At 49.1% G+C, this 24,725-nt stretch carries 28 protein-coding genes; 2 read left to right on the top strand and 26 right to left on the bottom strand.

Annotated features, from left to right (window positions below; genetic code table 11):
• Positions 1-291: 291 nt before the first annotated feature.
• Complete coding sequence (locus ACTRXF_RS04475) at positions 292-2,298, top strand: acyltransferase family protein (RefSeq protein ID WP_474278006.1); 2,007 nt, start codon at positions 292-294, stop codon at positions 2,296-2,298.
• A gap of 51 nt (positions 2,299-2,349) precedes the next feature.
• Here the strand turns inward: ACTRXF_RS04475 and fabZ are convergent, their stop codons facing one another.
• The 24 genes from fabZ to prfA form a co-directional block, all read right to left on the bottom strand.
• Entirely contained in the window at positions 2,350-2,772 is a 423-nt protein-coding gene (fabZ, locus tag ACTRXF_RS04470) for a 3-hydroxyacyl-ACP dehydratase FabZ (protein ID WP_027847263.1), read from the bottom strand.
• 22 nt (positions 2,773-2,794) lie between these two features.
• Entirely contained in the window at positions 2,795-3,049 is a 255-nt protein-coding gene (locus ACTRXF_RS04465) for a DNA-directed RNA polymerase subunit beta (protein WP_474278004.1), read from the bottom strand.
• 33 nt (positions 3,050-3,082) lie between these two features.
• Complete coding sequence (locus tag ACTRXF_RS04460; RefSeq protein WP_474262344.1) at positions 3,083-3,907, bottom strand: flagellar hook-basal body protein; 825 nt, start codon at positions 3,905-3,907, stop codon at positions 3,083-3,085.
• Positions 3,908-3,950: 43 nt separating this feature from the next.
• Positions 3,951-4,739: a flagellar hook-basal body protein gene (locus ACTRXF_RS04455; protein ID WP_474278002.1), complete on the bottom strand. Its 789-nt coding sequence runs from the start codon at positions 4,737-4,739 to the stop codon at positions 3,951-3,953.
• A gap of 235 nt (positions 4,740-4,974) precedes the next feature.
• Positions 4,975-6,276: a UDP-N-acetylglucosamine 1-carboxyvinyltransferase gene (gene murA / locus ACTRXF_RS04450; protein ID WP_474278000.1), complete on the bottom strand. Its 1,302-nt coding sequence runs from the start codon at positions 6,274-6,276 to the stop codon at positions 4,975-4,977.
• Positions 6,277-6,498: 222 nt separating this feature from the next.
• The gene (locus ACTRXF_RS04445) at positions 6,499-6,786 is read right to left on the bottom strand and encodes a DUF1146 family protein (RefSeq protein ID WP_462867443.1); all 288 of its coding nucleotides are present in this window, start codon (positions 6,784-6,786) and stop codon (positions 6,499-6,501) included.
• A gap of 303 nt (positions 6,787-7,089) precedes the next feature.
• Positions 7,090-7,494 carry a F0F1 ATP synthase subunit epsilon gene (locus tag ACTRXF_RS04440; RefSeq protein ID WP_462867445.1) on the bottom strand — a complete coding sequence of 135 codons (405 nt, stop codon included), beginning with the start codon at positions 7,492-7,494 and terminating at the stop codon, positions 7,090-7,092.
• A gap of 27 nt (positions 7,495-7,521) precedes the next feature.
• Entirely contained in the window at positions 7,522-8,937 is a 1,416-nt protein-coding gene (atpD, locus tag ACTRXF_RS04435) for a F0F1 ATP synthase subunit beta (RefSeq protein WP_474277998.1), read from the bottom strand.
• A gap of 51 nt (positions 8,938-8,988) precedes the next feature.
• Positions 8,989-9,855: an ATP synthase F1 subunit gamma gene (gene atpG, locus ACTRXF_RS04430; protein ID WP_022794571.1), complete on the bottom strand. Its 867-nt coding sequence runs from the start codon at positions 9,853-9,855 to the stop codon at positions 8,989-8,991.
• Positions 9,856-9,895: 40 nt separating this feature from the next.
• Positions 9,896-11,404 carry a F0F1 ATP synthase subunit alpha gene (atpA, locus tag ACTRXF_RS04425; protein WP_474277996.1) on the bottom strand — a complete coding sequence of 503 codons (1,509 nt, stop codon included), beginning with the start codon at positions 11,402-11,404 and terminating at the stop codon, positions 9,896-9,898.
• A 15-nt stretch (positions 11,405-11,419) separates the two neighbouring features.
• Positions 11,420-11,968: a F0F1 ATP synthase subunit delta gene (locus ACTRXF_RS04420; protein ID WP_474262349.1), complete on the bottom strand. Its 549-nt coding sequence runs from the start codon at positions 11,966-11,968 to the stop codon at positions 11,420-11,422.
• A complete protein-coding gene (gene atpF, locus ACTRXF_RS04415; protein WP_474262350.1) occupies positions 11,965-12,456 on the bottom strand; it encodes a F0F1 ATP synthase subunit B in 492 nt (163 codons plus the stop codon). Before atpF ends, ACTRXF_RS04420 begins: the two co-directional genes overlap by 4 nt.
• Positions 12,457-12,546: 90 nt before the next feature.
• Complete coding sequence (gene atpE, locus ACTRXF_RS04410) at positions 12,547-12,759, bottom strand: F0F1 ATP synthase subunit C (protein WP_022794575.1); 213 nt, start codon at positions 12,757-12,759, stop codon at positions 12,547-12,549.
• 69 nt (positions 12,760-12,828) lie between these two features.
• Positions 12,829-13,557 carry a F0F1 ATP synthase subunit A gene (gene atpB / locus ACTRXF_RS04405; RefSeq protein ID WP_474262426.1) on the bottom strand — a complete coding sequence of 243 codons (729 nt, stop codon included), beginning with the start codon at positions 13,555-13,557 and terminating at the stop codon, positions 12,829-12,831.
• Between the two features lie 58 nt (positions 13,558-13,615).
• Positions 13,616-13,984 carry an ATP synthase subunit I gene (locus ACTRXF_RS04400; RefSeq protein ID WP_474262351.1) on the bottom strand — a complete coding sequence of 123 codons (369 nt, stop codon included), beginning with the start codon at positions 13,982-13,984 and terminating at the stop codon, positions 13,616-13,618.
• Positions 13,985-14,429: 445 nt separating this feature from the next.
• Positions 14,430-15,059 (bottom strand): uracil phosphoribosyltransferase, encoded by a 630-nt coding sequence (gene upp, locus ACTRXF_RS04395; RefSeq protein ID WP_474262352.1) that lies wholly within the window; start codon positions 15,057-15,059, stop codon positions 14,430-14,432.
• Between the two features lie 192 nt (positions 15,060-15,251).
• Positions 15,252-15,746 carry a peroxiredoxin family protein gene (locus ACTRXF_RS04390; protein ID WP_474262353.1) on the bottom strand — a complete coding sequence of 165 codons (495 nt, stop codon included), beginning with the start codon at positions 15,744-15,746 and terminating at the stop codon, positions 15,252-15,254.
• Between the two features lie 158 nt (positions 15,747-15,904).
• On the bottom strand, positions 15,905-17,164 hold the full coding sequence (glyA, locus tag ACTRXF_RS04385; RefSeq protein WP_474277994.1) for a serine hydroxymethyltransferase: 1,260 nt from the start codon (positions 17,162-17,164) through the stop codon (positions 15,905-15,907).
• Between the two features lie 214 nt (positions 17,165-17,378).
• Complete coding sequence (locus tag ACTRXF_RS04380) at positions 17,379-17,924, bottom strand: TIGR01440 family protein (RefSeq protein WP_474277992.1); 546 nt, start codon at positions 17,922-17,924, stop codon at positions 17,379-17,381.
• A 24-nt stretch (positions 17,925-17,948) separates the two neighbouring features.
• Complete coding sequence (gene rpiB, locus ACTRXF_RS04375) at positions 17,949-18,386, bottom strand: ribose 5-phosphate isomerase B (protein WP_474262356.1); 438 nt, start codon at positions 18,384-18,386, stop codon at positions 17,949-17,951.
• Between the two features lie 72 nt (positions 18,387-18,458).
• Complete coding sequence (locus tag ACTRXF_RS04370) at positions 18,459-18,914, bottom strand: low molecular weight protein arginine phosphatase (RefSeq protein WP_474277990.1); 456 nt, start codon at positions 18,912-18,914, stop codon at positions 18,459-18,461.
• A 25-nt stretch (positions 18,915-18,939) separates the two neighbouring features.
• Positions 18,940-19,992, bottom strand: a complete 1,053-nt coding sequence (locus ACTRXF_RS04365; RefSeq protein ID WP_474277988.1) for an L-threonylcarbamoyladenylate synthase — start codon at positions 19,990-19,992, stop codon at positions 18,940-18,942.
• Between the two features lie 223 nt (positions 19,993-20,215).
• Positions 20,216-21,082, bottom strand: a complete 867-nt coding sequence (prmC, locus tag ACTRXF_RS04360; protein ID WP_474277986.1) for a peptide chain release factor N(5)-glutamine methyltransferase — start codon at positions 21,080-21,082, stop codon at positions 20,216-20,218.
• Entirely contained in the window at positions 21,082-22,155 is a 1,074-nt protein-coding gene (gene prfA / locus ACTRXF_RS04355; protein WP_322525642.1) for a peptide chain release factor 1, read from the bottom strand. Before prfA ends, prmC begins: the two co-directional genes overlap by 1 nt.
• Before the next feature lie 212 nt (positions 22,156-22,367).
• Between prfA and ACTRXF_RS04350 the strand changes: the two genes are divergently transcribed.
• Positions 22,368-23,696 carry an FAD-dependent oxidoreductase gene (locus ACTRXF_RS04350; protein ID WP_474277984.1) on the top strand — a complete coding sequence of 443 codons (1,329 nt, stop codon included), beginning with the start codon at positions 22,368-22,370 and terminating at the stop codon, positions 23,694-23,696.
• A gap of 58 nt (positions 23,697-23,754) precedes the next feature.
• On the opposite strand, the gene ACTRXF_RS04345 is transcribed toward ACTRXF_RS04350, so the two are convergent.
• Complete coding sequence (locus ACTRXF_RS04345; protein WP_474262362.1) at positions 23,755-24,333, bottom strand: thymidine kinase; 579 nt, start codon at positions 24,331-24,333, stop codon at positions 23,755-23,757.
• Between the two features lie 90 nt (positions 24,334-24,423).
• Positions 24,424-24,666: a type B 50S ribosomal protein L31 gene (locus ACTRXF_RS04340; RefSeq protein WP_022794589.1), complete on the bottom strand. Its 243-nt coding sequence runs from the start codon at positions 24,664-24,666 to the stop codon at positions 24,424-24,426.
• Between the last annotated feature and the right edge of the window lie 59 nt (positions 24,667-24,725).

Raw genomic sequence — 24,725 nt, 5'->3', positions numbered from 1 at the left:
GATCTTCGCATCAATTTTAACCGCTTTTTTCAGAAAACAGCTTTACTTTTTACGCTCGACCTTTTAATTCAAATAAATTTCAATGTCTCAGCCTGAAATTTCAGCTAATATTTAAATAACTGCTACGGTCTTTTAATCTACGTGTGATAAAATTATGTAGGATAAATAAGGAAAGGAGCATTATTGGAATAAAAGGTTCAATATAGATAATGAAACTCAAAACCATTCTTATTCGTTTTAATTCAGATTTTATTTATACTTAGAAAAGCTTAATGCATGGAGATGTTTATAATGAATGATTTGAGAACCCCCGATAAAAGATTTCGACCTGAAATCGAAGGGGTACGTGCTGTAGCTGCTTTTTTAGTAGCTGTCTATCATATCTGGCTGGGTTCGGTCTCAGGCGGAGTAGACGTATTTTTCGTCGTTTCTGGCTACTTAATTACTACATCGCTGTTATCGAGGTTTGAACGTGAAGGAAAAATTAACCTCTCTGAATATCTGCTCGGGTTAGGCCGCCGGCTACTGCCTCTTGCTGTAATCGTTATTTTATTTACGATGGCCGGCTCTATTCTGCTCCTGCCTCAATCTCAGTGGGACCAGATTGTTGCAGAGATGTTTGCTTCGGCGCTGTATTTTCAAAACTGGGAACTAGCTACGAGCGCAGTAGACTATTTGGCTCAAAATAACGATGCCAGCCCATTCCAGCACTTTTGGGCTCTTTCCATTCAGGGACAGTTTTATGTCACCTGGCCTCTACTTATACTGGCTGCTTATTTTCTTGCAAAAAAAGCATTTAAAACGCCTGTTCGTAAAACCCTGCTGAGCGTGTTGACTATTGTCTTTGTTGTATCTATTAGTTACTCTATCTACGTTACTTCCATTAATCAGCCCTGGGCTTATTTTGACACGTTCGCCCGGGTATGGGAGTTCAGCCTTGGCGGCATTGTCGCTTTGCTTCTTCCGTACCTGACATTGAGGAAATCAATTGGTTTTTTTCTTGGGTGGCTGGGACTTGCAATTGTCGCTTTAACAGGGCTTGTCCTCCCTGTATCCACCATTTTTCCGGGCTTTGCTGCTTTGCTTCCAACCACCGGGGCTCTGCTGATTATCACAGCAGCTGAAAACAGCAGCCGCTTCGGTGTGGACAAACTGCTGGGCTCCAAACCATTTCTATATTTCGGTAGCATTTCCTACGGATTTTATTTATGGCACTGGCCAATTCTTATCTTTTATTTTGCCTATTTCGACAATACAACGGTATCGATCAAGGGCGGCATTGCTATTATAGCTCTTGCCTTCGTCACTTCGGCGCTCTCTGTCAAAGTCATTGAAGCACCTATAAGAAAAATCAATATCAAACAATCAAAAACAAAAGTAGTAACGGCTCTGGTTGTATTTCTGCTTCCGGCCCTTACGGCAGCTGGAGTATGGGATAATTACGTCGAAAAAAGTCAATCCACTATCAGCGAAGATTATACAGTTACGGACTACCCAGGGGCCCGGGCAATATCAGAGGATATTGAACCGAACCCTGACATTGACCCCCTCGATAATGTGGTGCAGGCTGAAAGCGAGATGCCGGAATTTTATTCTGAGAGCGAGTGCTATTCCGATCTGGAGGAGACGGAAATCAGCATGTGTTCTTACGGGGACACGACCGATCCCGAATATACCATTGCCCTGGTAGGCGGTTCTCATTCCGGCCACTGGTTTCCAGCCCTTGAAAAAATGTCTGAGGAGCTGAGCCTGCAGATCGATGTGTTTAATAAAGATGGCTGCCGTTTTTCTACAGATGATTTTGACGGTACACTTTCTGACTCATGCATGCAGTGGAATGAAGATTCCATTGAACCGCTGAAGAAAAACGATCCTGATTTACTTTTTACTACCGCTAATGTAAATGCTGGAGGCACCATACCAGAAGGCTACCTTGGGATCTGGGAAGAATTCGAAGGCCATACGGAAATATTCGCGATACGGGACAACCCGAGAATGCAGGAGGACATCCCTGCCTGCCTGGAAGAAAGCGACGATCCGGCCGATTGCGCCGTACCAAGAGATGAAGTATTATCTGAAAACCCTCCGTGGGAAAATACAGAAGAAGAAGAGATTCCAGACAACGTTACCTTTGCTGATATGTCGCCTTATTTTTGTGATGACGACACGTGTGACCCTGTGATCGGCAACGTCATTACTTTTCGGGACAACCACCATATTTCCACCCTTTATTCCCGAACGATGGGGCCAGCCCTTAAAGAACACATTGAAGATGCATTAGAGGAAAATGATGAATAGCAGCAGACAATAAAAAAGGACTGCAGCCGGCTCTGGCTGCAGTCTTTTTTACTATTGAATCGCAAACATCAGGTCCGCTTCTGCTACGACCTTGCCGTCTACGGAAGCTGTGCCTTTTCCTTTAACGATGGAGCGTCGCTGTTTGGTGACCTCCATTTCAAGGCGCAGCTGGTCTCCCGGCTTCACCTGCCCTTTGAATCGGCATTCATCAATGCCTGCAAACAGGGCGAGCTTTCCTTTCATGTCTTCCTGCTGCATCAGCGCGACGCCGCCGGCCTGGGCGATCGCTTCAATAATAAGCACTCCCGGCATCACCGGATAGTCAGGGAAGTGCCCGTTGAAAAACTCTTCATTGGCGCTGACATTTTTAATGCCTACCGCCCGCTCCCCGGGTTCTACCTCGATAATTTTATCGACAAGCAGAAACGGGTAGCGGTGGGGAATAATCTCTTTAATTTGTTCTATTGAAAGCATCATTTTTTCCTCACTTTTTATGCTAATTTCCTCGGATTAACCGGTAAATCTCCAGCCAGGTCGATGGGTTTAAAGCCTGAAAAGGGTTGCCTCCCCCGACCGCATAGCCGATCATCAAGCCGATAATCGAGCAGATAAAAGCCAGAACTAAAATAATAATCAGCCAATGCCACCAGAGCAGATGCTGAAGACGTGCACGTACCTTCTGCGCGCCTCTTTTCAGCTGCGCTTTTCTATTCGGCCTGGAAGTCCTTGTATGGTTGTCCTGATTGTTCATATGTACTATCTATGCTCCCTTAACCGCAAAGACTTATCGAATACTGTTAATTAATCCAAGCATCTGGTCTCCCTGCGTCAACGCGCGGGAATTAAACGAGTATTGTCTTTGGGCATTCATCATATTTACTAATTCATTCGATAAATCCACATTAGACTGCTCGACCATTCCCTGCTTTACGCTGGACGGGTCAGCTTCTATAACCATATCATCTTCCGCTGCCCCGAGTCCATCTAAATCCTCAAAACGATACCGATTGCCCCCGACAGACGTTAACGCCTGTGGGCGCTCTACCTGTACCACGCCAAATGAACCAAGGTTCACTGTGTCACCGGCTGCCGTTACAGCTGTCAGTTCCCCGTTTTCCTGCATTGAAAACTCTGAAGCTCCTGCAGGAATATCAAATCTTCCTCCGGCTTCGTTTAATACAAATCCGCCGTTCTGATCAACGAGTGTATAGCTTCCAGGCGTCTCAGGGTTTTCTGACAGATACAGCTGCCCGTCTTTTGTATATTCAACCACCCCGTCTTCTGCTTCTATCTGGAAAAAAGCATCCGTGTCCTCAAGAGCAAAATCGAGCTCCCGTTCACTCTCTTTCAGCGATCCCTGCTCCATGCGAAGCGCTGTCTGGCCGACTGATGCTCCGCCGCCTGTTCGTATCCCCGGAGGAGTAAGCCGGCCGGTGCCGTTTTCCGGCATTGGCATGTTGTCCTGCTGCTGGTACATCATTTCACTGAATGTCGCCTGTCGTGATTTAAATCCAGCTGTCTCCGCGTTGGAGAGGTTATTGCTGATGGTATCCATCTGCTGCTGGACAGAGCCCATGGATTGAAATGGTATGCGTAATCCCGAATACATGCTCTCTTCCTCCTGAATTCTATTTTATAGGTTCACCCTATAGTTAACCGAGCCGTCCGACTTCATTCACAGCCTTTTCCATGCTGCGGTCATACGTCTGCATCACTTTCTGATTGGATTCGAACATCCGGTACGCTTCCATCAGCTCCGTCATCGCCTGGGTGGAGTCGGTGTTGGACTGTTCGAGAAACCCCTGTTTCATCTGATAGCGGACGTCTTCATTATCCGCTACAGCGCCAAGCTCCTCCTCCGCTTCAAAAAGACCCGCTTCGGTTTTGACTAAATCGTTGGTGTCCGGTGCATAAGCCACACCCAGCTGACCGGCTTCCCCACCGTTTTCAAGCAGCACCGTGCCGTCTTCAGTAATTTGAAAATTTTCATTTCCCGTTTCCACAGGGGCGCCTTCGTTATTTAGTATGTATTGCCCCTCCGAGGTCGTTAAAAATCCTTCTGCATCCACTGTCCAGTTTCCGTTCCGGGTGTAGGCCGTTCCGTCTTCTCCCTGGACCGTGAACAGCACTGTACCGTTTTCATCCGGCACCTCTGCTTCGAGCAGAGCAACATCGGCTGGCGCGTTAGTTTCCTCCAGCTCTCCCGGAGTAAACGAAGGAGTCTGGTCCTGCATGTAGACGCCTGTGCCAAGTGAGCCGATCGTATGCGGCCCTTTTCCTGCATTTTCCGCATGCAGCAGCTGCTGTGGAAACGTCCGGATCGCACTTTGATCGGATTTGTAGCCCGGTGTGTTGGCGTTGGCAATATTATTGTTCAGCATATCCGTTTTTCTCTGCTGGGCTGTCATCCCCGACGCAGCGTTATAAAAACCCCTCAGCATAATTGTATTCCCCGTTTCCGTAATGTAGGCCGAACGTAAGCCTGGCTGGGCATGCTTCTATCTTCAAATCGTCCACATTTATAATTAGTTCTATTTTACCACAAACGTCTAATCCGAGGAATATAAGCCCGCATTTAGTGAAGTATATCCTATTTCGACGGATACTATATACCTACTCTTAAAGCATAAAAAGACCACCACTGAATAGTGATGGCCTGCTTTATTGAAAACTTAATTAAGAGCGCTGGGCTGTTTTCATGGAAGTGTCTGCTTCCTCGTCTGCATTTACGCGTTTTACATTTGCGCCGAGACCCTGCAGCTTTTTATGAAAGTCTACATATCCACGGTCAAGGTGACGGAGCTCTGTTACCGTTGTTTCTCCCTCTGCTACGAGACCGGCAACGATCAAAGCGGCGCCTGCACGGAGATCGGTAGCTGACACTTCAGCGCCCTGCAGTTTTTTCGGGCCGCTGATAATAGCCGTGCGCCCTTCAATTTTGATGCTTGCGTTCATACGCTGGAATTCTTCTACGTGCATAAAGCGGTTTTCAAAAACCGTTTCTGTAATAAGGCCGGTGCCCTTTGCCTGGGTTAGAAGCGCCATAAACTGCGCCTGCATGTCTGTTGGGAAGCCAGGATGCGGCATCGTCTTAATATCGACCGGCTTTAAAATATCCGGGCCAGTGACAAGCATGCCTCCGTCGCTTTCTTCAATTTTCACACCCATTTCCCGCATTTTTGCTACAAGCGGGCGTAAATGTTCGTGCATTGCCCCTTCGACGAATACTTCTCCTCCGGTGATCGCAGCAGCAATCATAAAGGTGCCTGCTTCGATCCGGTCCGGAATAATCGTATGCTCCGCTCCGGTTAATTTATCTACACCTTCAATGCGGATGGTGCCGGTCCCGGCGCCGCGTACTTTGCCCCCCATAGCGTTAATAAAGTTGGCAAGATCCGTGATTTCCGGCTCTTCTGCGACATTTTCAAGCGTTGTGGTACCTTCTGCAAGAGCAGCGGCCATCATAATATTTTCCGTAGCACCAACGCTTGGAAAATCGAGATAAATGCGTGCTCCCTGCAGGCGTTCTTCTACCTTCGCTTCGATATAGCCATTGCCGATTTCGACGTGGGCACCCATCGCTTCAAAACCTTTCAGGTGCTGATCGATTGGACGGGAGCCAATCGCACATCCCCCCGGAAGTGCAATATGGGCAATCCCTTTTCTTGCCAGAAGCGGACCCATGACGAGAAACGAAGCCCGCATTTTACTGACATACTCAAACGGGGCCTCTGTGGAAAGATCTCCGGTGGCGTCAGCCGTCCAGCGGTGGTTCTCGTAATTAACTTCTGTTCCAACATGGCGCAAAACATTGGAGATTGTGTCTACGTCTGCGAGCGGCGGAACATCATAAAGTGTACTTTGCCCTTCTTCTGCCAAAAGAGTAGCTGCAATAACAGGCAGAACCGCATTTTTTGCTCCTTCTGCTTTGACGGACCCCTTTAGGCGTCTGCCTCCCTGTACAATAATTTTATCCAATTTAATTCCCTCCGCTATACTTATGCATATTATCTTTTTGTGCTGCGTGCTTTACCTAAAAGAGCTGTGCTTTTCTTTCGTCCATTTGTCTAGCCTTTTCATTAGTCGCTTCCCGTCTCAAAACGTTACAGAGGTAAAGAGACAGTTTTTCCGTGTCCATTTTAGCAGTATCGATGAGTTTCATACAGAATCCTTTACCCGCTCCCGCATTTTCATAATCTTTTATGCCAAAAGTGTGAAAAACAGGTAACGAAGATACAAAGAAAAATCAAAATAATCGATAAAGAAGCTGCTTACAGAATAGCTGATTGCAATAGCGAACAAAATAATCAAAAGTCTTCCCTTCAGGCTTTCCGGCCTCCGGATAAAAACGTCAAACCGAAATGCCTGCAGACACCACCAGGTCAGGATAAAAAAAGAGAGATGAAGCAGGATATGTATTAGTGCTTCCTGGCCGTCCGGATTCATGCCATCATGCCTTTCTTTGTTGCTGTACAACGTTCTTTGCAAATTTTGGGCCACGTTTTAGAATAATCAAATGCACATGGGAAAACAAGAGACGAAGGTTCTGCTACTATGTGCGGCGGTCATTGGGTTCACGGGGGCTTGTACTATTTTTATGAAAGTTTGTATAACTATAAGCATATTTTATTATAAAGGATTCATAATCAAACATCTATAGTTCTATCTTCTTTAGAAAAGGCGGGTGCTGTTTTATTTAACTTCACTTCACTATTGCCTGCCGGATACCATGCGCATGTAAAACAAAAGAACCGTTTCTCCTTTTGGAAAAACGGTTCTTCAGATGTGTCTTTATGAGCCTTCGGAAACCTTCAGGCGGGTGTTGGCCCGTTTTAACGCAAGGCGTGCCCGCATAATATCAATTTCCTCTTCATTTATCCGGTCCAGTCGTTCCTCCGCCCGCTCTTTGGCGATGCGGGCCCGTTCCGGATCGATCTCTCCTGGAGTTTCTGCAGATTCCGCCAAAATATTAACGGCGTCAGAGCGGACTTCTACGAATCCTTCACTCACAGCCAGTAATTTTACTTTATTGTCATACTTAATGCGGACTGCATCGATTTTTAGAGGAGCCACGGTTGGAACGTGGCCGGGGAGAATCCCCATTTCGCCACTTTCCGCACGAACACTGACCATCTCTACTTCTCCATCAAAGACGGACCCGTCCGGAGTCACTACGCTGAGATGCATCGTTGCCATCTGTGTTCTCCCTCCCCCGTGTCGTCCTTAGGACATAGATTTTGCTTTTTCCACTACATCTTCAATCGGGCCGACAAGGCGGAAGGCGTCTTCCGGTACGTCATCGTGCTGCCCGTCAAGAATTTCCTTAAATCCACGCACTGTATCCTGCACGGATACATACGTACCCTTCTGGCCGGTAAACTGCTCTGCCACGTGGAAATTCTGCGAAAGGAAGAACTGAATGCGGCGGGCACGGTTTACCGTGAGCTTGTCTTCTTCGGAAAGCTCTTCCATCCCGAGGATTGCGATAATATCCTGGAGTTCATTGTATTTCTGGATTGTTTGTTTCACCTGCTGGGCAACATCGTAATGCTCCTCACCGACAACCTCCGGTGCAAGCGCACGTGATGTGGAAGCGAGCGGATCAACAGCTGGATAAATACCCATTTCTGTTAGCCGGCGCTCCAGGTTGGTTGTCGCGTCAAGGTGGGCAAACGTTGTTGCCGGAGCCGGGTCCGTATAGTCATCGGCCGGCACATACACTGCCTGAATCGACGTAACCGATCCTTTTTTCGTGGAAGTGATACGCTCCTGCAGCTGTCCCATTTCGGTCGCAAGCGTTGGCTGATACCCAACGGCGGACGGCATCCGGCCAAGAAGGGCGGATACTTCCGAGCCTGCCTGCGTGAAACGGTAAATGTTGTCGATAAATAGAAGTACGTCTGCCCCTTCTTCATCACGGAAATGCTCTGCCATTGTCAGGCCGGTCAGAGCTACGCGCATCCGGGCACCTGGTGGTTCGTTCATCTGGCCGAACACCATGGCTGCTTTATTAATAACACCGGAATCGCTCATTTCAAAGTAAAGATCGTTACCTTCACGAGTACGCTCCCCTACCCCTGCAAACACGGAAATCCCGCCGTGCTCCTGGGCAATATTGTTGATGAGCTCCTGGATAAGTACGGTTTTCCCTACGCCGGCACCGCCGAACAGACCAATTTTTCCGCCTTTTACGTAAGGGGCAAGCAGGTCTACGACTTTAATGCCTGTTTCAAGCACCTGCGTTTCCACAGCGAGCTCGTCAAATTGTGGCGGCTTGCGGTGGATCGGCTTGCGTTCGACGCTGTCTGCCACCTGCTCTTTCATATCAATAGGTTCACCAAGAACGTTAAATACGCGGCTCAGCGTGTCATTTCCAACTGGAACAGAAATAGACCCTCCTGTGTTGGTCACTTCTGTTCCGCGGATTAAACCGTCTGTCGAAGACATCGCGATCGTCCGCACGGAGTTGTCGCCCAAATGCTGCGCAACTTCGAGAGTAACTTCAATTGCATCCTTATTTTCAGTGGCCGGCTGTGATACGCGGAGCGCGTTGTTTAGTTCCGGAAGCTGACCGCTTGGGAACTGAACATCAATAACCGGTCCCAAAATCTGAGTAATTCGACCGTTTTCTTCACTCATTGTAATTGTTCCCCTCCTTACTGTCCGGCTCGGCCGGACGAAATGATTCTTCTATTCAAGCGCAGCTGCGCCGCCGACGATTTCGGTAATTTCCTGCGTAACGGCCGCCTGGCGGGCACGGTTGTAGGAAAGGGTTAAATCATCGACCATGTTGTTGGCATTATCGGTTGCTGCACTCATCGCTGTCATCCGGGCCCCGAACTCACTGGCTTTGGCATCAAGCAGGGCTCCGTAGATTAAGCTTTCTGCATACTGCGGAAGAAGCTGCTTTAAAATCGCTTCCGGCGAAGGCTCGTATTCATACTGGGCCGTGCCTTTGCTGTCCTCTTCACTTACTTCCTCCGTCAACGGCAGCAGTTTCTTTTCTGTTACCTTCTGCTGGATCGGGTTAATGAAGTGGTTGTACCAGATATACAATTCGTCCACGTCTTCATTTGCATACAAATCAACGGCAAGACGCGTAACGTTTTTAATATCGTTAAAGGACGGCTGGTCCGGCAGACCCGTAATTTCATCGAACATTGGAATGCCGTAACGTTTTAACAGGTCCCGTCCCGTCCGGCCGATTACAATCACACTGTATTCGTCCTTTGACTGGTGACGCTCCCGCAGCTTTTGCATTAAGTCCCGAAGAATGTTCGAGTTATATGCCCCTGCAAGCCCCTGATCTGTAAATATGGCAATGTAGCCGGTCTTCTTTACAGGACGTTCTTCAAGCATGGGGTGGGAGATACCGCTGCTGCCGGCAGCGATGCCGGAAACAACGTCTTTAATTTTTTTCGTATACGGCTCATATCGCTGAGCATTTTGCTGGGCCTTATTCAGCTTCGACGCAGAGACCATTTCCATGGCACTTGTAATCTGCTTCGTTTTTTTCGTCGACTGGATACGGCCTTTAATTTCTTTTAAGGAAGCCATCTGTTCACCACCTTTTGAACCTTTTTACGTTCGGCACTCTTTATTTTGAAGGGTTAAATGACTTCTCAAACGATTGAATCGCCTGTTTGAACTCTTCTTCGTCCGGAAGTTTTCCAGTGTCACGAATACCTGCCAAAAGCTCTGAATGACTTGATTCAAGATACGCAAGCAGTTCTTTTTCGTAACGGCGGATGTCGTCTGTTGGGATGTTGTCCAGGAATCCTCTTGTCAGGGCAAACACAATTGCGACCTGCAGCTCCATCCGAAGCGGCTGGTGCAGTCCCTGTTTGAGTACTTCTACTGTTCTTCCCCCGCGGGCCAGTTTGTCCTGCGTCGATTTGTCCAGGTCGGAACCGAACTGGGAGAAGGCTTCAAGTTCACGGAACGAAGCCAGGTCCAGACGGAGCGTACCGGATACCTTTTTCATTGCCTTCGTCTGAGCCGAGCCGCCGACACGGGATACGGAAATACCCGGGTTGATGGCCGGACGGACGCCGGAGTTGAAAAGGTTCGCCTGCAGGAAGATCTGGCCGTCGGTGATGGAAATCACGTTTGTTGGAATGTAGGCACCCACATCCCCTGCCTGGGTTTCAATGATTGGAAGAGCGGTCATTGAACCAGCGCCTCTCTCATCACTCAGCTTTGCTGCACGTTCGAGCAGACGGGAGTGAAGATAAAAGACGTCCCCCGGGAAGGCTTCACGGCCTGGCGGGCGGCGAAGGAGAAGGGAAAGTTCACGGTAGGCGTTCGCCTGTTTTGTTAAGTCATCATACACAATAAGCACGTGCTTGCCGTTGTACATAAACTCTTCGCCCATGGAAGCTCCGGCATACGGAGCCAGGTAAAGCATTGGTGCAGGCTCGGAAGCTCCGGCGTTTACAACAATCGTGTAATCAAGCGCGCCTTTCTGACGGAACGTATCCACGACTTCTGCCACGGTGGAGTCCTTCTGTCCGATAGCCACATAAATGCAGATAACGTCTTCGTCCTTTTGGTTCAAAATCGTATCGATCGCAACTGCCGTTTTACCGGTCTGGCGGTCGCCGATAATGAGCTCACGCTGGCCGCGTCCGATAGGAATCATTGTGTCCACGGCTTTAATACCGGTCTGGAGCGGTTCGGATACCGATTGACGGTCCATAATTCCCGGTGCTCCGCTTTCAATTGGACGGGATTTGGTCGTGTTGGTGGAGCCGAGTCCGTCTACAGGCTGGCCAAGTGCGTTAACTACACGTCCGAGCAGCTCTTCGCCGACCGGCACTTCCATGATGCGGCCGGTCCGTTTGACCTGGTCGCCTTCACGAATTTCTTCATAGGCGCCGAGAATAATAATACCCACGTTGCCTTCTTCAAGGTTCTGCGCCATACCCATGACGCCGTTTTCAAATTCCAGAAGTTCACCGGCCATCGCGTTGTCCAGGCCGTAGGCGCGGGCGATACCGTCCCCTACCTGAATGACGATGCCGACTTCTTTGGACTCTGTTTCCGCTTCAAACTGTTCAATCTGCTGTTTAATTAAAGAACTAATTTCATCGGGTTTGATACTCACCAGGATTCACCCCATTCATGATAAATTCGTTTGCGTTATATTACGCTGCAAGCGGTCTAGCTGACCTTGAATGCTTCCGTCAAAAATTGTATGTCCAATGTGCACCTTCATGCCGCCAATGAGCGAAGGATCCACTCTGTTTTCAATATAAAGCTCACGCTTTCCGACCCGCTGGGCAAACTTGCGGGAGACTGCCTGCTTCTCTTCATCCGTTAATGGCTTCACGGTATAAACGACCGCGTTGGCAATGCCGAGACGGTCGTTAATCAGCGCAATTACTTCCACTGCCACTTCATCAATCAGGTGAAGCCGTTTCCGGTCAAGCAGCACATTCAGCATTGAACGGCTGCGCTCACTCCAGGAACCAAATGTACTCGCAATGAAAGACTGCTTTCTTTCACGGCTGATCGACGGGTATCTGAAAACCTGAGCAATCTCCGGATGCGTGTGGAACACTTCGAGCATCGCTTCCCATTCCTGCTTGGTCTCTTCAAGAGCCCCGTGTTCTTCCGCACTCTTTAACAGTGCACGGGCATAGCGTTTCGCCAGGGTTGGATTACTCATAAGCGACCGCCGCTTTCCTGTACGTATTCCTGAATCAGTTTTTCCTGTTCTTCTTCATCTAATTCTTTTTCAATAATTTTCGTCGCAATTAACACAGAAAGCTGGCCAACCTGGGCACGAAGCGCTTCAACTGCCTGCTCCCGCTCTCTCGTAATATCAGCGAGGGCATTATCTTTCACACGGTTAGCTTCTTCGTGGGATTCCCGGATAATTTCCTTGGACTGCTCCTGAGCTGTTTTACGGGACGTTTCAATGATGGACTGCGCTTCTTCGCGCGCTTTCTCCATTTCCACCCGCTGCTCTTCTAAATATTTTTCCGCTTCCTGACGGTGATTTTCCGCTGTCTCTATTTCATTGGAAATGTGATTTTCACGTTTTTTCATCTGCTCCACAATTGGACCCCAGGCGAACCGGCGAAGCAAAAGCAGTAAAATGACAAACGTAAAAAGTGAGAAAAGCACATCTCCGAACGCAAATGTAGATGGCAAAAGATTTCACTCCTTTCTTAGATATACAAAAGGAATGGCGAAGCCAGTTCCCCCACTCCGCCATTTTGCTTCCCTTTCCAAAACGTATGTTTATTGGAAAAGCGTGATAAAACCAACAACGACTGCGATGATCGGCACTGCCTCAACAAGACCGATACCAATGAACATAAGTGTCTGCAATCTGCCGCCAAGCTCCGGCTGACGGGAAGTACCGTCGATTGCCCCTTTGATTACGATTGCGTTACCAATACCTGCACCAATTGCTGCTAAACCTGCTGCGATTGCAGCTGCTAAAAGACCCATGTGCAAATCCTCCTTAAATTAGTTTAAAAATATATTGTTGTTTCGTTGTTTCCGCAGATGCTGCTGTGATTAATGATCCGTTTCCACTTTGTGTGAAATGTAGACCATCGTTAGTACCAGGAAGATAAACGCCTGGATAAAACCGATAAACAGGCTGTATCCCTGCCAGGCAACCATTGGGATAATACCAAGAGCGGTACCGATTGGAAAGGTTGTACCCACCGTCGCCAGAAGCGTCAGCAGTATCTCTTTGGCATAAAGGTTGCCGAAAAGCCGTGCCCCGAGTGTCAATGTGTTGGTGAACTCTTCAAGAATGTTAATCGGGAAGAGAAATTTCTTTGGACGGAAGTAGTTCTTTCCGTACTCCTTCGCTCCGCGAAGCTTGATGCCGTAGAAGTGTGAAAGCACAATTACCATAACGGCAAGTGTCATCGTCACAACCGGATCAGCCGTCGGTGATTTCCACCAAAGCACGTGAGTTTCATCATTAATCAGCATGAACGGAATCCCGAGCAGATTCGCTACCAGTATGAACAGGAAAATCGTAATTCCAAGTCCGAAGAAACGTTCTCCGGTTTTCCAGTCCATGGTGCTTCCAATCATATTGCGGACGAATTCAATTACCATTTCAAACACATTCTGCATGCCAGTCGGTCTCATAGAGAGAGTCCGCGCACTCACCAATCCAATGATGAACACAATGGCTGCTGCAATAGTCAGCATCATGACATTGGAAAGATTGATGTGGAAGCCGGGTATACCAAACAAATCATAGATATACGGCGATTCGTGCTCTATATTCAAGTCTCAGTCACCCCTTTACTATGTTAGTCGATTGTGCGCTGCAGCTGAAAAACTACTTTTCTTTGCTGAAGTGAACGGATAAAGCATAAAGCAGCAGATAAGGACTGAACAATCCAATCACAAGGTAAAGCAGACGGAATTGTTCCGGAAACCGGACATAGAGCATGGCAATGACTACTCCTACTGCGAGCCTTGTGGCCATGCCAAACGGAAAAATCTTTTTTTCCGCGAGTACCGCCTTCTGGATTCGTTTTGTCTCCCGGTGGGCGTGCCAGATATTAAAAGCTCCTCCGCACGCTCCTGCAAATAAGCTCACTGCTTCCTGCCGGAACGCTGGAATCAGCGCCGGAGCACCAAACAATACAAGCATGCCAGCCAATCCTATAAATAACGAGCGGAGATACAAGCTTGTATCATTCATGCGCGGGCCACCTTTTCCTCCGAAACAGACTCATTAGTCCGTTAATACACTACGAAATCCATTGAGAGAATTTTTACACAACTTTATGTAACGTGGTTGTCCCCTGCATGTTTTTGGCAAAAAAAAGAAACAATTGCGTGGATCCTGCCGTTCATGAAGGAAATACAAATTTCTCCCATATGTAAACCTTATCATACGTTCTTCATCATCGTACAATAGCCGCCACATGATGTCAATGGATGAAATTAACGAAAACCCTGTATTGTCGCGTGTTTCAGGCATTTTCTATTTTGTGTCTATTAAGTGACATTTTCATATCTTCAAGCCAGGTAAAAGCTGGGCAGAAAGCATGAACGTGTTCTGCCACTGCCCCGCCTCATTAACAGAATATCCTTTTATAAATCAAAGAGCTTTTCCCGTACGTGCGGAAAAGCTCTCTCATCTATTATTTCGTGCCGAATAAACGGTCTCCTGCGTCCCCGAGGCCCGGAACAATGTAGCCTTTGTCGTTTAACTTCTCATCCATCGAAGCCAGGTAAATGTCCACGTCCGGATGTGCGTCCTGAACGAGTGCCACTCCTTCAGGCGCTGCGATTAAACACATGAGCTTGATATTCTGGGCTCCGCGTTTTTTCAGGCTGTTCAATGCCTCAATAGCAGAACCGCCTGTCGCAAGCATCGGATCAATCACGATAAATTCCCGCTCTTCGACATCACTCGGAAGCTTCACATAATATTCTACCGGCTGCAGCGTTTCCGGATCCCGGTACAGCCCGACGTGCCCTACTTTTGCTGCCGGGATCAATTTGATGATACCGTCGGTCATGCCGAGTCCTGCGCGCAAAATCGGCACCACTCCCAGCTTTTTGCCTGCAAGCGTATAGGATTTGGCCGGTCCCACCGGAGTTTCCACCGTTACTTCCTGAAGCTGAAGGTTTCTTGTAATCTCAAACGCCATCAGGGTAGAGACTTCATCGACAAGCTCCCGGAATTCCTTCGTTCCTGTTGAGACGTCCCGGATGAATGTAAGTTTATGTTGAATGAGCGGATGATCCAGTACATGTACATTTCCCATAAGTATAGTCGGCTCCTTTTTCCCCGGCATCAGCCGGTGCTTATTAACCCATGTCCCTATCGAACATATTCTTTAGAAATTCTACCTAAAAAGCGTGATGGATTCAAGGTTATATAAAATGACAGAAATATGCCGCAACTTCTGCGTGCTGCTGGAAATAACAGCAGCGCCCGGATGCACTGCTGCGAACGTTTATTTTAAATTGTCTTCAATGTATTTTACCGTTTTGCGCAGCTCTTTCGGACCCGGCCGGCCGAATGGATTTGTCTGGCGGTGCTGGTATAAAAATCTGCCTTCTTCGTCGATCAGAAAATATGCAGGCTCCCCGTGGGCTCCGTGATCTTCATATGGCGCTTCCGAGCTGTGATAAAAGACGCCGTAATCGTCGAGTACCTTCAGTGCTTCGTCGACAAGCACCGGGAACGTGAGTCCGTATTCTTCGGTCATCGTACGCAGGTCCTCAGGATTATCGGTGGAGATGGCTGTGATATTTACATTATTATTTTCAAAAAAACCGCGGTGCTCTTCCCAGGCCTGCAGCTCTTCCTTACATACCGGACACCATGAACCCCGGAAAAACACGAGCAGCTGCCATCCCTTACCTATTTTTTCTTCGAGTTTAAATTCTTCGCCGTTTACATCAGCAAGCGTGAACATCGGCGCTTTTTCATTTAGTGCAAAAACCATTTGAACTCCTCCTTTTCCCAATCTACATATACCCTAACACACTTGCATTCACCCCTGAAAAACAAAGGCGTCCGCCAAAAGGAATAAAAAAACAGCTGCCTCCTTTAAATAGGAGAACAGCTGTATTCATGCCCCTTTTTTGACCGGGGCCCGCCATCTTACAGATATTCGTAAATTGGGAAACGGCCCGTTAAAGTTTTCACGCGCTCAGCCGCTTCTTTTAATGCTTCCGCGTCTTCATGGTTTTTCAGCGTATAGGCAATGATGGCGCCTATTTCCTTCATTTCTTCTTCCCCAAAGCCTCGGGACGTAACAGCTGCAGAACCTAGACGGATACCGCTTGTAACGAATGGCTTTTCCGGATCATACGGAATGGCATTTTTGTTCGCTGTGAGGCCGACTTCGTCCAGCGCTTTTTCCGCTATTTTCCCTGTCAGCTCCAGGCTGCGGGTATCCATCAGCACGAGGTGGTTGTCGGTGCCGCCCGAAACGACGTTAATTCCTTCATTCTGCAACGAGTCGCTTAAGCTTCGCGCGTTTTTCACGACGTTTTCGGAATACGTGACGAAATCCTTCTGCAGTGCTTCGCCGAAGGCAACAGCTTTCGCCGCAATCACGTGCATAAGCGGTCCGCCCTGCAGACCCGGGAATACTGCTTTATCAATCTTTTTGCCGAACTCTTCCTTACAAAGCACGAGCCCTCCACGCGGTCCGCGCAGCGTTTTGTGTGTTGTTGTCGTAACAAAGTGCGAATGAGGAACCGGGTTTTGGTGCACTCCTGCTGCTACCAGTCCGGCAATGTGTGCCATATCAACCATCAAGTACGCATCCACCTCATCGGCGATTTCACGGAATTTTTTAAAGTCAATTTCACGCGGATACGCACTTGCACCGGCGACGATTAATTTCGGCTGCGTTTCTTTTGCCACGCGAAGCACTTCACCGTAATCAATCACCTGATCTTCTTTAGTCACACCGTATTCCACGAAATTGTACTGAACACCACTGAAGTTGACGGGGCTTCCGTGGGTTAAATGGCCGCCGTGGGAAAGGTTCATGCCAAGCACCGTGTCACCGTGATTTAAAATCGTATAGTAAACCGCCATATTTGCCTGGGCGCCGGAGTGAGGCTGCACGTTCGCATATTCTGCCGAGAATAGTTCCTTCGCCCGGTCAATGGCGAGCTGTTCGACCGTGTCCACATGCTCACAACCGCCGTAGTAGCGGCGATTCGGGTAGCCTTCCGCATATTTGTTGGTAAGCACAGACCCCTGCGCTTCCATTACTGCACGGCTCGTGAAGTTCTCCGAAGCGATCAGCTCGATCTTGTCGCGCTGGCGCCCCAGCTCCTTCTGCATTGCCTCAAATATGGCCGGATCCTGCGTTTGTACACTTTCTGCATTTACCTTTGTTTCCATCTGTAAATCTCCCTTCCCTTTCGGTACAATAACGAACGATTATCTTTTCCGCGAATATTTCATTCGTTATTTTTCTCTCCATGTTACTATGTTTTTCATTGTAACACGTATTTTTTAGGAAATTCCGTACCTTACGAAATTTTTTCGAATTTCTTTATTTCCTTTCTGCATCTGAAGAAAAAAGAACCGCAGCATGCGATTCTTTTTCCGGAGACTATTCGTAGCGGGCACGCTCCCCGCCGATCAGCTTGGGCCGTGTTTTTGCCATCGTTACATAGGCAGAACCAATCTGCTTCTGCGGGCCGCGTACCGGAACCGCCACCGGCTTCAAATGCATACCGATCAGGGTGGATCCGATATCAATGCCTGCATCTGCTTTTACTGCTTCGATGACAACCGGCTCGCTCATGTGTTTATACGCATACGAGCTCATCGAACCGCCTGCTCTCGGGTGGGGCACCACGCTTACAGCTTCGAGACCGTAAGCCTCTGCCGTCTCCCTTTCCACCGTAAGCGCACGATTAATATGCTCACATCCCTGAAACGCAAGATGTACACCGGTTTCTTCCCGGAACTCCTGAAAGACATCAAACAGCGCTTCGGCGACTTCCTCAGATCCTGCCTTACCGATATGCTCGCCGAGCACTTCACTGGTGCTCGTGCCAATCACAAGCACCTGGCCGCTGCGGAGTGATGCCTGTTCCTTTAATGAAGCTAACAATTCCCGTAAAGGCTGCTGCCATTCTGCTTTGTTCACCATGACAACTCATCCTTTCTTCGTTCCTTATTCTTCAATAGCTGATACTTTTTGAATACGGTCGGCGTGACGGCCCCCCACGTGCTCCGTGCTGATCCAAGCTTTGACAATTTCGCCGGCAAGGCCGGATCCAATAACTCTAGCGCCCATCGCCAGTACATTACTGTCGTTATGCGCCCGGGTCATCTTTGCACTGAATACGTCATGGACCAGCGCGCAGCGGATGCCGTTAACTTTATTCGCAGCAATCGACATGCCGATGCCCGTACCGCAGACAAGAATCCCCCGGTCCACTTCGCCGGCCGTTACTTTTTCAGCCACCGGAACCGCATAGTCCGGGTAGTCCACAGAATCACTGCAGTCACAGCCCAGGTCTTCGTATTCCACCCCTGCTTCATCCAGTACAGCTTTAATTTCCTCTTTTAATTCATATCCGCCGTGATCGGCACCCAATGCTACTTTCATGTCAACCTCTCCTCCGTTTGATTGTACTGTTTTCAGTCTCTCACGTATCCATCCGCCTGTAAATCTCCAGGCTCAGTCCAGCGACTTTTCTTTCCTGTACCGCTCCCATGCTGCCTGAAGCGCTTCTTCCATTTCCTCTGCCGTTTCGTGATATACCTTCCGGCCTCCGCCGATAGGGTCTCCAATATCCTTATCCCCATCGCTTTGGGCATATTCCTTTAAGAGCACCGTTTTCGTTTCCGTACCCGGAAACATCCGCTGCATAATATCTTTATGCCCCTGGGTCATTGCAAAGATAACGTCCGCCCAGTCGATTAATTCCTTTGTGAGCGGCTGGGATTCATGATCCATCTCCACCTGTCTTTCATCCATCGTCCGGACGGCTTCTGTTGCTGCCGGCTCTCCATTTGTAGCCATTACACCGGCTGAAGCCACCTCCACCTCCGGATAATGGTGCTTCATCAGCGCAGCAGCCATCGGACTCCGGCACGTGTTCCCTGTACAAATAAACAATACGTGATAACTCATCGTCATCGACTCCTTGCAGAAGTTTTCATTGTTCTGAAGATGCTGCTTTTTCCAGACGGTTCATGAGTGCGGTCCCAATCCCTTCTTTTGAAAAAACTTCACAGAAAGCAGCGTCCACCTCCATTGTATCTAATTCACGAAGAACAGCGTACAATTTTGCTGCCGTTTCTTCGGGCACCCGGCTCGAGCCTAAACTAAGAAAAGCATCCGCCTGCATCCACGCTGATTTTTTCTCTTCCACAGCAAGCACCGCTACCTTCTTTCCTTCCTCCTGGCAGGCCCGGAGCTTTTCCTGCCATGCTTCCTCCGGCCCTTTCATTAAATAGAGGGATGTCGCCGGCGAATAGTGACGGTATTTCATCCCCGGTGCTGCAGGTGCTTCCTCTGAAGGAGCACTTTGCGAATAGCGGACTGTGTCCGGGCCGAGCACCTGCTCGATCTGCTCTTTAGTAACTCCTCCCGGACGCAGAATCCAGCATACTTCTGACGTACAGTCCACGACGGTGGACTCCACTCCGTATCCACACGGGCCGCCATCAATCACCGCATCAATTTTCCCGTGCAGGTCACTGTAGACGTGCTCCGCCGTGGTCGGGCTCGGGGATCCGGACCGGTTGGCACTCGGCGCTGCGACCGGCACACCTGCGTGTGCCAATACTGCCTTTGCCACCTCGTGCTCCGGAATCCGTACAGCTACTGTGGATAACCCTGCCGTTACAAGAGGCGACAGAGGGGTTGCTTCCGTCAATGGGAATATGAGCGTCAATGGACCGGGCCAGAATGCGTCCATCAGCTTTTCCATGCTCTCTGTCCATGTAACCCCGAGCGCAGGGAGCTGAGCACGGTCAGCAATATGGGCAATCAGCGGATTGTCGGGCGGACGGTTTTTAGCTTCAAAAATTGCCCGGACAGCATCCGTAGACAATGCGCTTGCCCCTAGACCGTAAACCGTTTCCGTCGGGAGAGCCACTGTTTTCCCCTGCTTTATCCACAGCCCCATCTCCTTTAGTACAGAGTTTTCCGCCGATGCTTCATTTATTTTATCCACATTTTTTATAACCGTCTGTTTATAACTCATTCAGCTTTCGTTCCTTCCAAAAATTTAAAATGCCTTAACAACAGGGTTTATTTTACATTAATTTAGGTTTTTCACATTGTTAACAGGAGCTTATTTTCTGTGGATAACTTTAATTTATGCTGTTAATTCAGTCTTTTATTTCACATTATTTACGAAAATTTAATGTTTTCCACATATATGGAGGTATTTGTCTTTTGTTATCCACAAATAGTGGATAACTTTCTTACTTATTCACAACTGTAACGATTCGGTCGTTCCCATTCAAGTCTTTAATTACCTGGATCCTTTTTCCCGGAAACACTTTTTCAGCTGCCTCCATCACTGCTTTCCCCTGCTGCCAGCCGATTTCAAAGGCAAGCAGCCCGCCCGGAGCCAAAACTTCGGCAGCATATTTGATAATTTCTTCATAGCTGTGGATTCCTTCTTTTCCTTTACCAATTAAAGCAACCGCAGGCTCCTGGTCCCGGACAAGCGGGTCGAGCTGCTCCCATTCCTCCTTTGGAATGTAGGGAGGATTGGATACAATAACGTCCGCCTGTTCTTTCCGGGCGGCCATGCCTTCAAGAAACGATTCCTGATGAAAGGTGACCGGCGCCTGCAGCCGTTCTGCGTTTCGTTTAGCCGTTTCAAGCGCCCGGGTGTCAATGTCAACGGCCTGCACCTGTGCCGCCGAAAGCTCCAGCGCGATCGTAACTGCGATGATGCCGCTGCCTGTGCCAACGTCGACAATTCTCGGAGCATTCAGCTCATTGTTTTTTTGCACCCAGTCGATCACGTGCCAGACGAGCTCCTCGGTTTCCATCCGGGGAATCAGCACATCCGGATTGACGTGAAACTCGCGCTCGTAAAAAAAGCTGCTGCCGGTTAAATGCTGCACCGGCGTCCCGGCTGCGTGAAGACGCACGTCCTGCTGAAAATGCTCCCATGCCTGTAACGGCACCGGCTCTCTCGCAGCGGTCAGCAGCTGGGTCCGGGAAAGCTTCAGATGATGCTCCAGAAGCCAGTCGGCTGCCGTCTCTTCTCTTCCGTGCTCACTCAAAAAAGAAGAAGCCCATCTCCGGGCTTCAAATACAAGTAGTTCTTCTTTCATTACGCTTCGCCTGCTTTTTCCATCAGCTCGGCCTGTTCTTCCATTACTAGCGGCTCGATAATCTGGTCAAGCTCTCCCTGGAGAATCTGGTCCAGCTTTTGCAGCGTCAGGCCGATACGGTGGTCGGTTACGCGCGTCTGTGGAAAATTGTACGTTCGGATCCGCTCGGAACGGTCCCCGGTTCCTACCGCTGATTTCCGGTTTTCATCGTACTCCGCCTGGGCTTCCTGCTGGAATTTGTCATACACCCGGGCACGAAGAATCGTCATTGCTTTTTCTTTGTTTTTAATCTGGGATTTTCCGTCCTGACAGGAAGCGACAATGCCTGTCGGCACGTGGGTCAGCCGCACCGCCGACATAGTCGTGTTTACACTCTGGCCGCCGGGCCCGCTCGCTGCAAACGTGTCAACGCGGATATCCTTATCGTGAATGTCCACCTCCACTTCCTCGGCTTCCGGAAGGACAGCTACGGTAGCTGTGGATGTATGCACGCGTCCGCCTGATTCCGTGCTTGGCACCCGCTGAACCCGGTGGGCCCCGTTTTCATATTTCATTTTCGAATATGCCGAATCGCCGTTAATCATAAAAATGATTTCCCGGTAGCCGCCGAGCTCACTCGCGTTCGATTCCACAACTTCTGCTTTCCATCCCTGCTTCTCTGCATAACGGGAGTACATTTTGTATAAATCAGCGGCAAACAGCGCCGCTTCTTCCCCGCCCGCGGCTCCGCGTATTTCAATAATAACGTTTTTATCATCGTTTGGATCCTTTGGAAGAAGAAGTCTCCGGAGCTCTTCCTCCTGGTTTTCAATACGCTCGCTCAACTCTTCGACTTCCGATTTTACCATGTCTTTCATTTCTGCATCGAGCTCGTCTTCAAGCATCGATTTCGCTTCATCAAGCTGCTGCCGGGCTTCTTTATACTCCCGGTAAACCTCCACTGTCCGCTGCATCTGTGCCTGCTCCTTGGACAGCTCCTTAATTTTATTCGGATCGTTTGCGATTTCCGGATCGCTCAGCTGTTCGTTTAAATATTCATAACGGTCTTCTACCGTCTGTAGTCGCTCTAACACACCGTTCACCTCTATTTTTTAAATTTTATCCGGCTGGAATGTATTTCGTTACGTTTTACACGCTTCTCATTCTCCTTTACAGTATACTAATTATAATACAGGGGCATAGGGGCGTCAAAATACCACCGCATCCAGAAATTTCGTTTGATCAGCGCAGGAGCGGGGAAACCGCCCTGTAAATGCCTATTGTTTCAGCAGAAGGGGGAAAAACGATGAAATACGTTATTATTGGCGGAGATGCTGCCGGCATGAGTGCAGCTATGCAGATCTACCGGCAGGACGAAAATGCAGAAATTATTACGCTCGAAGCAGGAGAGATTTATTCCTACGCCCAGTGCGGTCTCCCTTACATACTCGGAGGTGAAGTCGATGACAGCGCGAATTTAATCGCCCGCGACGTCGATACATTCCGGGAAAAGTACGGCATCGATGCCCGGGTGAACCATGAGGTGACCAGCGTCGATGCGGATAAAAGAGAAGTGACCGGTATACATACCGGCACCGGCAAGCCGTTTCAGGTTACGTACGATAAGCTTCTGATTGCTTCCGGCGGGCGCCCGCTTCTGCCGGACTGGCCGGGACGGGAGCTTGAAGGTGTTCATACGCTAAAAACGATTCCGGATGCCGAAACGATCAAAGCAGATCTTGCGCACGTCAACCACGTCACTGTCGTGGGCGGAGGCTATATCGGCCTTGAAGTGGCAGAGAACTGTATTCACGCCGAAAAGAAAGTGACGCTTTTGCAGCGCGGCGATCAGCTTGCCGGCATATTCGATCCGGATATGGCAGCCTATATCGCTGAGGAAGCGGAAGCGAACGGCATTGAGCTGCTGTTTGAGGAAAACATTCAGCATCTTTCGGGGAGAACCCGGGTGGAAGCCGTTCATACCGATCGCCGGGTGATCGATACCGATGCGATGATTGCCGGCGTCGGACTGCGCCCGAATACAGAAATGGTGTCCAAATGCGGCCTGTTCCGGCAAGCGAACGGGGCCCTTCAGGTGAACCGCTACATGGAAACGAACATTCCCGGCATTTATGCTGCCGGCGACTGTGCCACCCAGTTCCATAGGATCAAAGAGATCGACGATTATCTTCCGCTCGGCACGCATGCCAACAAGCAGGGGCGGGTCGCCGGCCTAAACATGGCCGGAAGCGTAAAGTCCTTTAAAGGAGTAACCGGCACCTCCATTCTCCGCTTTTTCAGCCTGACGCTTGGGAAAACCGGCATCTCCGAAGCGGAGGCTGCTGACATGCGCTTTCCTTACCGCAGTGAGATGCTTACTACCTCGAGCCATGCCGGCTATTTCCCGGGAAATAGTAAGCTTCATATTAAAGTCACGTACTGCCCGGACACAGGCATTATCCTCGGCGGCCAGCTGATCGGCGGTGACGGCACAGATAAACGACTCGATGTTCTGGCGACCGCCCTCTTCCACCGTATGACCGTAACTGATTTTGAGGATCTGGACCTGAGCTACGCTCCGCCGTACAACAAAGTGTGGGATCCACTCCAGCAGGTGATCCGGCGGGCGAAGTGACTGTGCCCCTGCAATAGATAAAGCCAGCCGGCACTGCTCCGGCTGGCTTATTTTTTGTTTAAAGGGCGATGGGCGGATTGGCATGGCATCTCCGGCATACCGGATAGTAGGAATCATTGCCGCCAATATGGATCTGATCGCCCGTATAAATCGGCCGGCCCTTACCGTCGAGTCTTAAATTCATGACTGCTTTTTTATGACAGAACCAGCAGATGGTCTTCATTTCCTCGATTTTATCCGCGTAGAGCAGCAGGTGTTTGCTGCCTTCAAACAGTTCATTTTGAAAATCGTTTTTCAGGCCGAAGCTCATCACCGGAATATTAAGATTATCAACAATTTCCGCGAGCTGAATGATATGCTCCTGGGACAGAAACTGTGCCTCATCCACGAGGATGCAGAACGGGCGCTCTTCTTCCTGACGAACGATATCGTAAATGTTTGTCTCTTCAAACACAGGCACAGCCTCGCGCTCCACTCCGATTCTGCTTGCTACAAATCCGACTCCGCGCCGGTCATCCAGACCGGAGGTGAAGATGAGCACTGGCTTGTTCTGCTCTTCATAGTTATGGGCCACCTTTAAAATTTCGATGGACTTGCCGCTGTTCATTGTTCCGTATTTAAAAAATAACTGCGCCATATTTTTCTCCCCTGCTTATCGGTTTCGGTTCGTGCTCGTGATATAAAAAAGGCGGAAGCCGCAGCTTCCGCCTTTACCCAACCTTTGTGCTTAGCGGTTGTATTTTCTTTTGAACTTGTCCACACGGCCGCCGGCAGTGTTCTGCTTCTGCTTGCCGGTGTAGAACGGGTGGGAGTCGGAGCTTACCTCAATTTTGATTACTGGGTACGTGTTTCCGTCTTCCCATTCGATAGTTTCAGACGAGCTTTCTGTCGAACCGCTCAAAAACTTGAATCCCGTACTTGTATCCATAAATACAACTTTATGATATTCCGGATGCACTTGTTGTTTCATAGCTGGTCACTTCCTTTCGATTCTTCTCTTTTTCACACATAACGAGATTATAACAACTT

This window comes from Marinococcus sp. LNHM3E3-2.2 (assembly GCF_056034385.1).
Note: the sequence above shows the minus strand (reverse complement) of the source record. Positions and strands in the feature narration are given on the sequence as shown.

What these genes read in the sequence shown, in the direction of transcription:
- ACTRXF_RS04475 (WP_474278006.1), top strand. Translation starts at nt 292, where the DNA reads ATGAATGATTTGAGAACCCCCGATAAAAGATTTCGACCTGAAATCGAA.
- fabZ (WP_027847263.1), bottom strand. Translation starts at nt 2,772, where the DNA reads ATGCTTTCAATAGAACAAATTAAAGAGATTATTCCCCACCGCTACCCG.
- ACTRXF_RS04465 (WP_474278004.1), bottom strand. Translation starts at nt 3,049, where the DNA reads ATGAACAATCAGGACAACCATACAAGGACTTCCAGGCCGAATAGAAAA.
- ACTRXF_RS04460 (WP_474262344.1), bottom strand. Translation starts at nt 3,907, where the DNA reads ATGTATTCGGGATTACGCATACCATTTCAATCCATGGGCTCTGTCCAG.
- ACTRXF_RS04455 (WP_474278002.1), bottom strand. Translation starts at nt 4,739, where the DNA reads ATGCTGAGGGGTTTTTATAACGCTGCGTCGGGGATGACAGCCCAGCAG.
- ACTRXF_RS04440 (WP_462867445.1), bottom strand. Translation starts at nt 7,494, where the DNA reads ATGGCAACGATGCATCTCAGCGTAGTGACTCCGGACGGGTCCGTCTTT.
- atpD (WP_474277998.1), bottom strand. Translation starts at nt 8,937, where the DNA reads ATGAGTGAAGAAAACGGTCGAATTACTCAGATTTTGGGACCGGTTATT.
- atpG (WP_022794571.1), bottom strand. Translation starts at nt 9,855, where the DNA reads ATGGCTTCCTTAAAAGAAATTAAAGGCCGTATCCAGTCGACGAAAAAA.
- ACTRXF_RS04420 (WP_474262349.1), bottom strand. Translation starts at nt 11,968, where the DNA reads ATGAGTAATCCAACCCTGGCGAAACGCTATGCCCGTGCACTGTTAAAG.
- atpE (WP_022794575.1), bottom strand. Translation starts at nt 12,759, where the DNA reads ATGGGTCTTTTAGCAGCTGCAATCGCAGCAGGTTTAGCAGCAATTGGT.
- ACTRXF_RS04400 (WP_474262351.1), bottom strand. Translation starts at nt 13,984, where the DNA reads ATGAATGATACAAGCTTGTATCTCCGCTCGTTATTTATAGGATTGGCT.
- upp (WP_474262352.1), bottom strand. Translation starts at nt 15,059, where the DNA reads ATGGGAAATGTACATGTACTGGATCATCCGCTCATTCAACATAAACTT.
- ACTRXF_RS04390 (WP_474262353.1), bottom strand. Translation starts at nt 15,746, where the DNA reads ATGGTTTTTGCACTAAATGAAAAAGCGCCGATGTTCACGCTTGCTGAT.
- glyA (WP_474277994.1), bottom strand. Translation starts at nt 17,164, where the DNA reads ATGGAAACAAAGGTAAATGCAGAAAGTGTACAAACGCAGGATCCGGCC.
- ACTRXF_RS04380 (WP_474277992.1), bottom strand. Translation starts at nt 17,924, where the DNA reads ATGGTGAACAAAGCAGAATGGCAGCAGCCTTTACGGGAATTGTTAGCT.
- rpiB (WP_474262356.1), bottom strand. Translation starts at nt 18,386, where the DNA reads ATGAAAGTAGCATTGGGTGCCGATCACGGCGGATATGAATTAAAAGAG.
- ACTRXF_RS04370 (WP_474277990.1), bottom strand. Translation starts at nt 18,914, where the DNA reads ATGAGTTATCACGTATTGTTTATTTGTACAGGGAACACGTGCCGGAGT.
- ACTRXF_RS04365 (WP_474277988.1), bottom strand. Translation starts at nt 19,992, where the DNA reads ATGAGTTATAAACAGACGGTTATAAAAAATGTGGATAAAATAAATGAA.
- prmC (WP_474277986.1), bottom strand. Translation starts at nt 21,082, where the DNA reads ATGAAAGAAGAACTACTTGTATTTGAAGCCCGGAGATGGGCTTCTTCT.
- ACTRXF_RS04350 (WP_474277984.1), top strand. Translation starts at nt 22,368, where the DNA reads ATGAAATACGTTATTATTGGCGGAGATGCTGCCGGCATGAGTGCAGCT.
- ACTRXF_RS04345 (WP_474262362.1), bottom strand. Translation starts at nt 24,333, where the DNA reads ATGGCGCAGTTATTTTTTAAATACGGAACAATGAACAGCGGCAAGTCC.
- ACTRXF_RS04340 (WP_022794589.1), bottom strand. Translation starts at nt 24,666, where the DNA reads ATGAAACAACAAGTGCATCCGGAATATCATAAAGTTGTATTTATGGAT.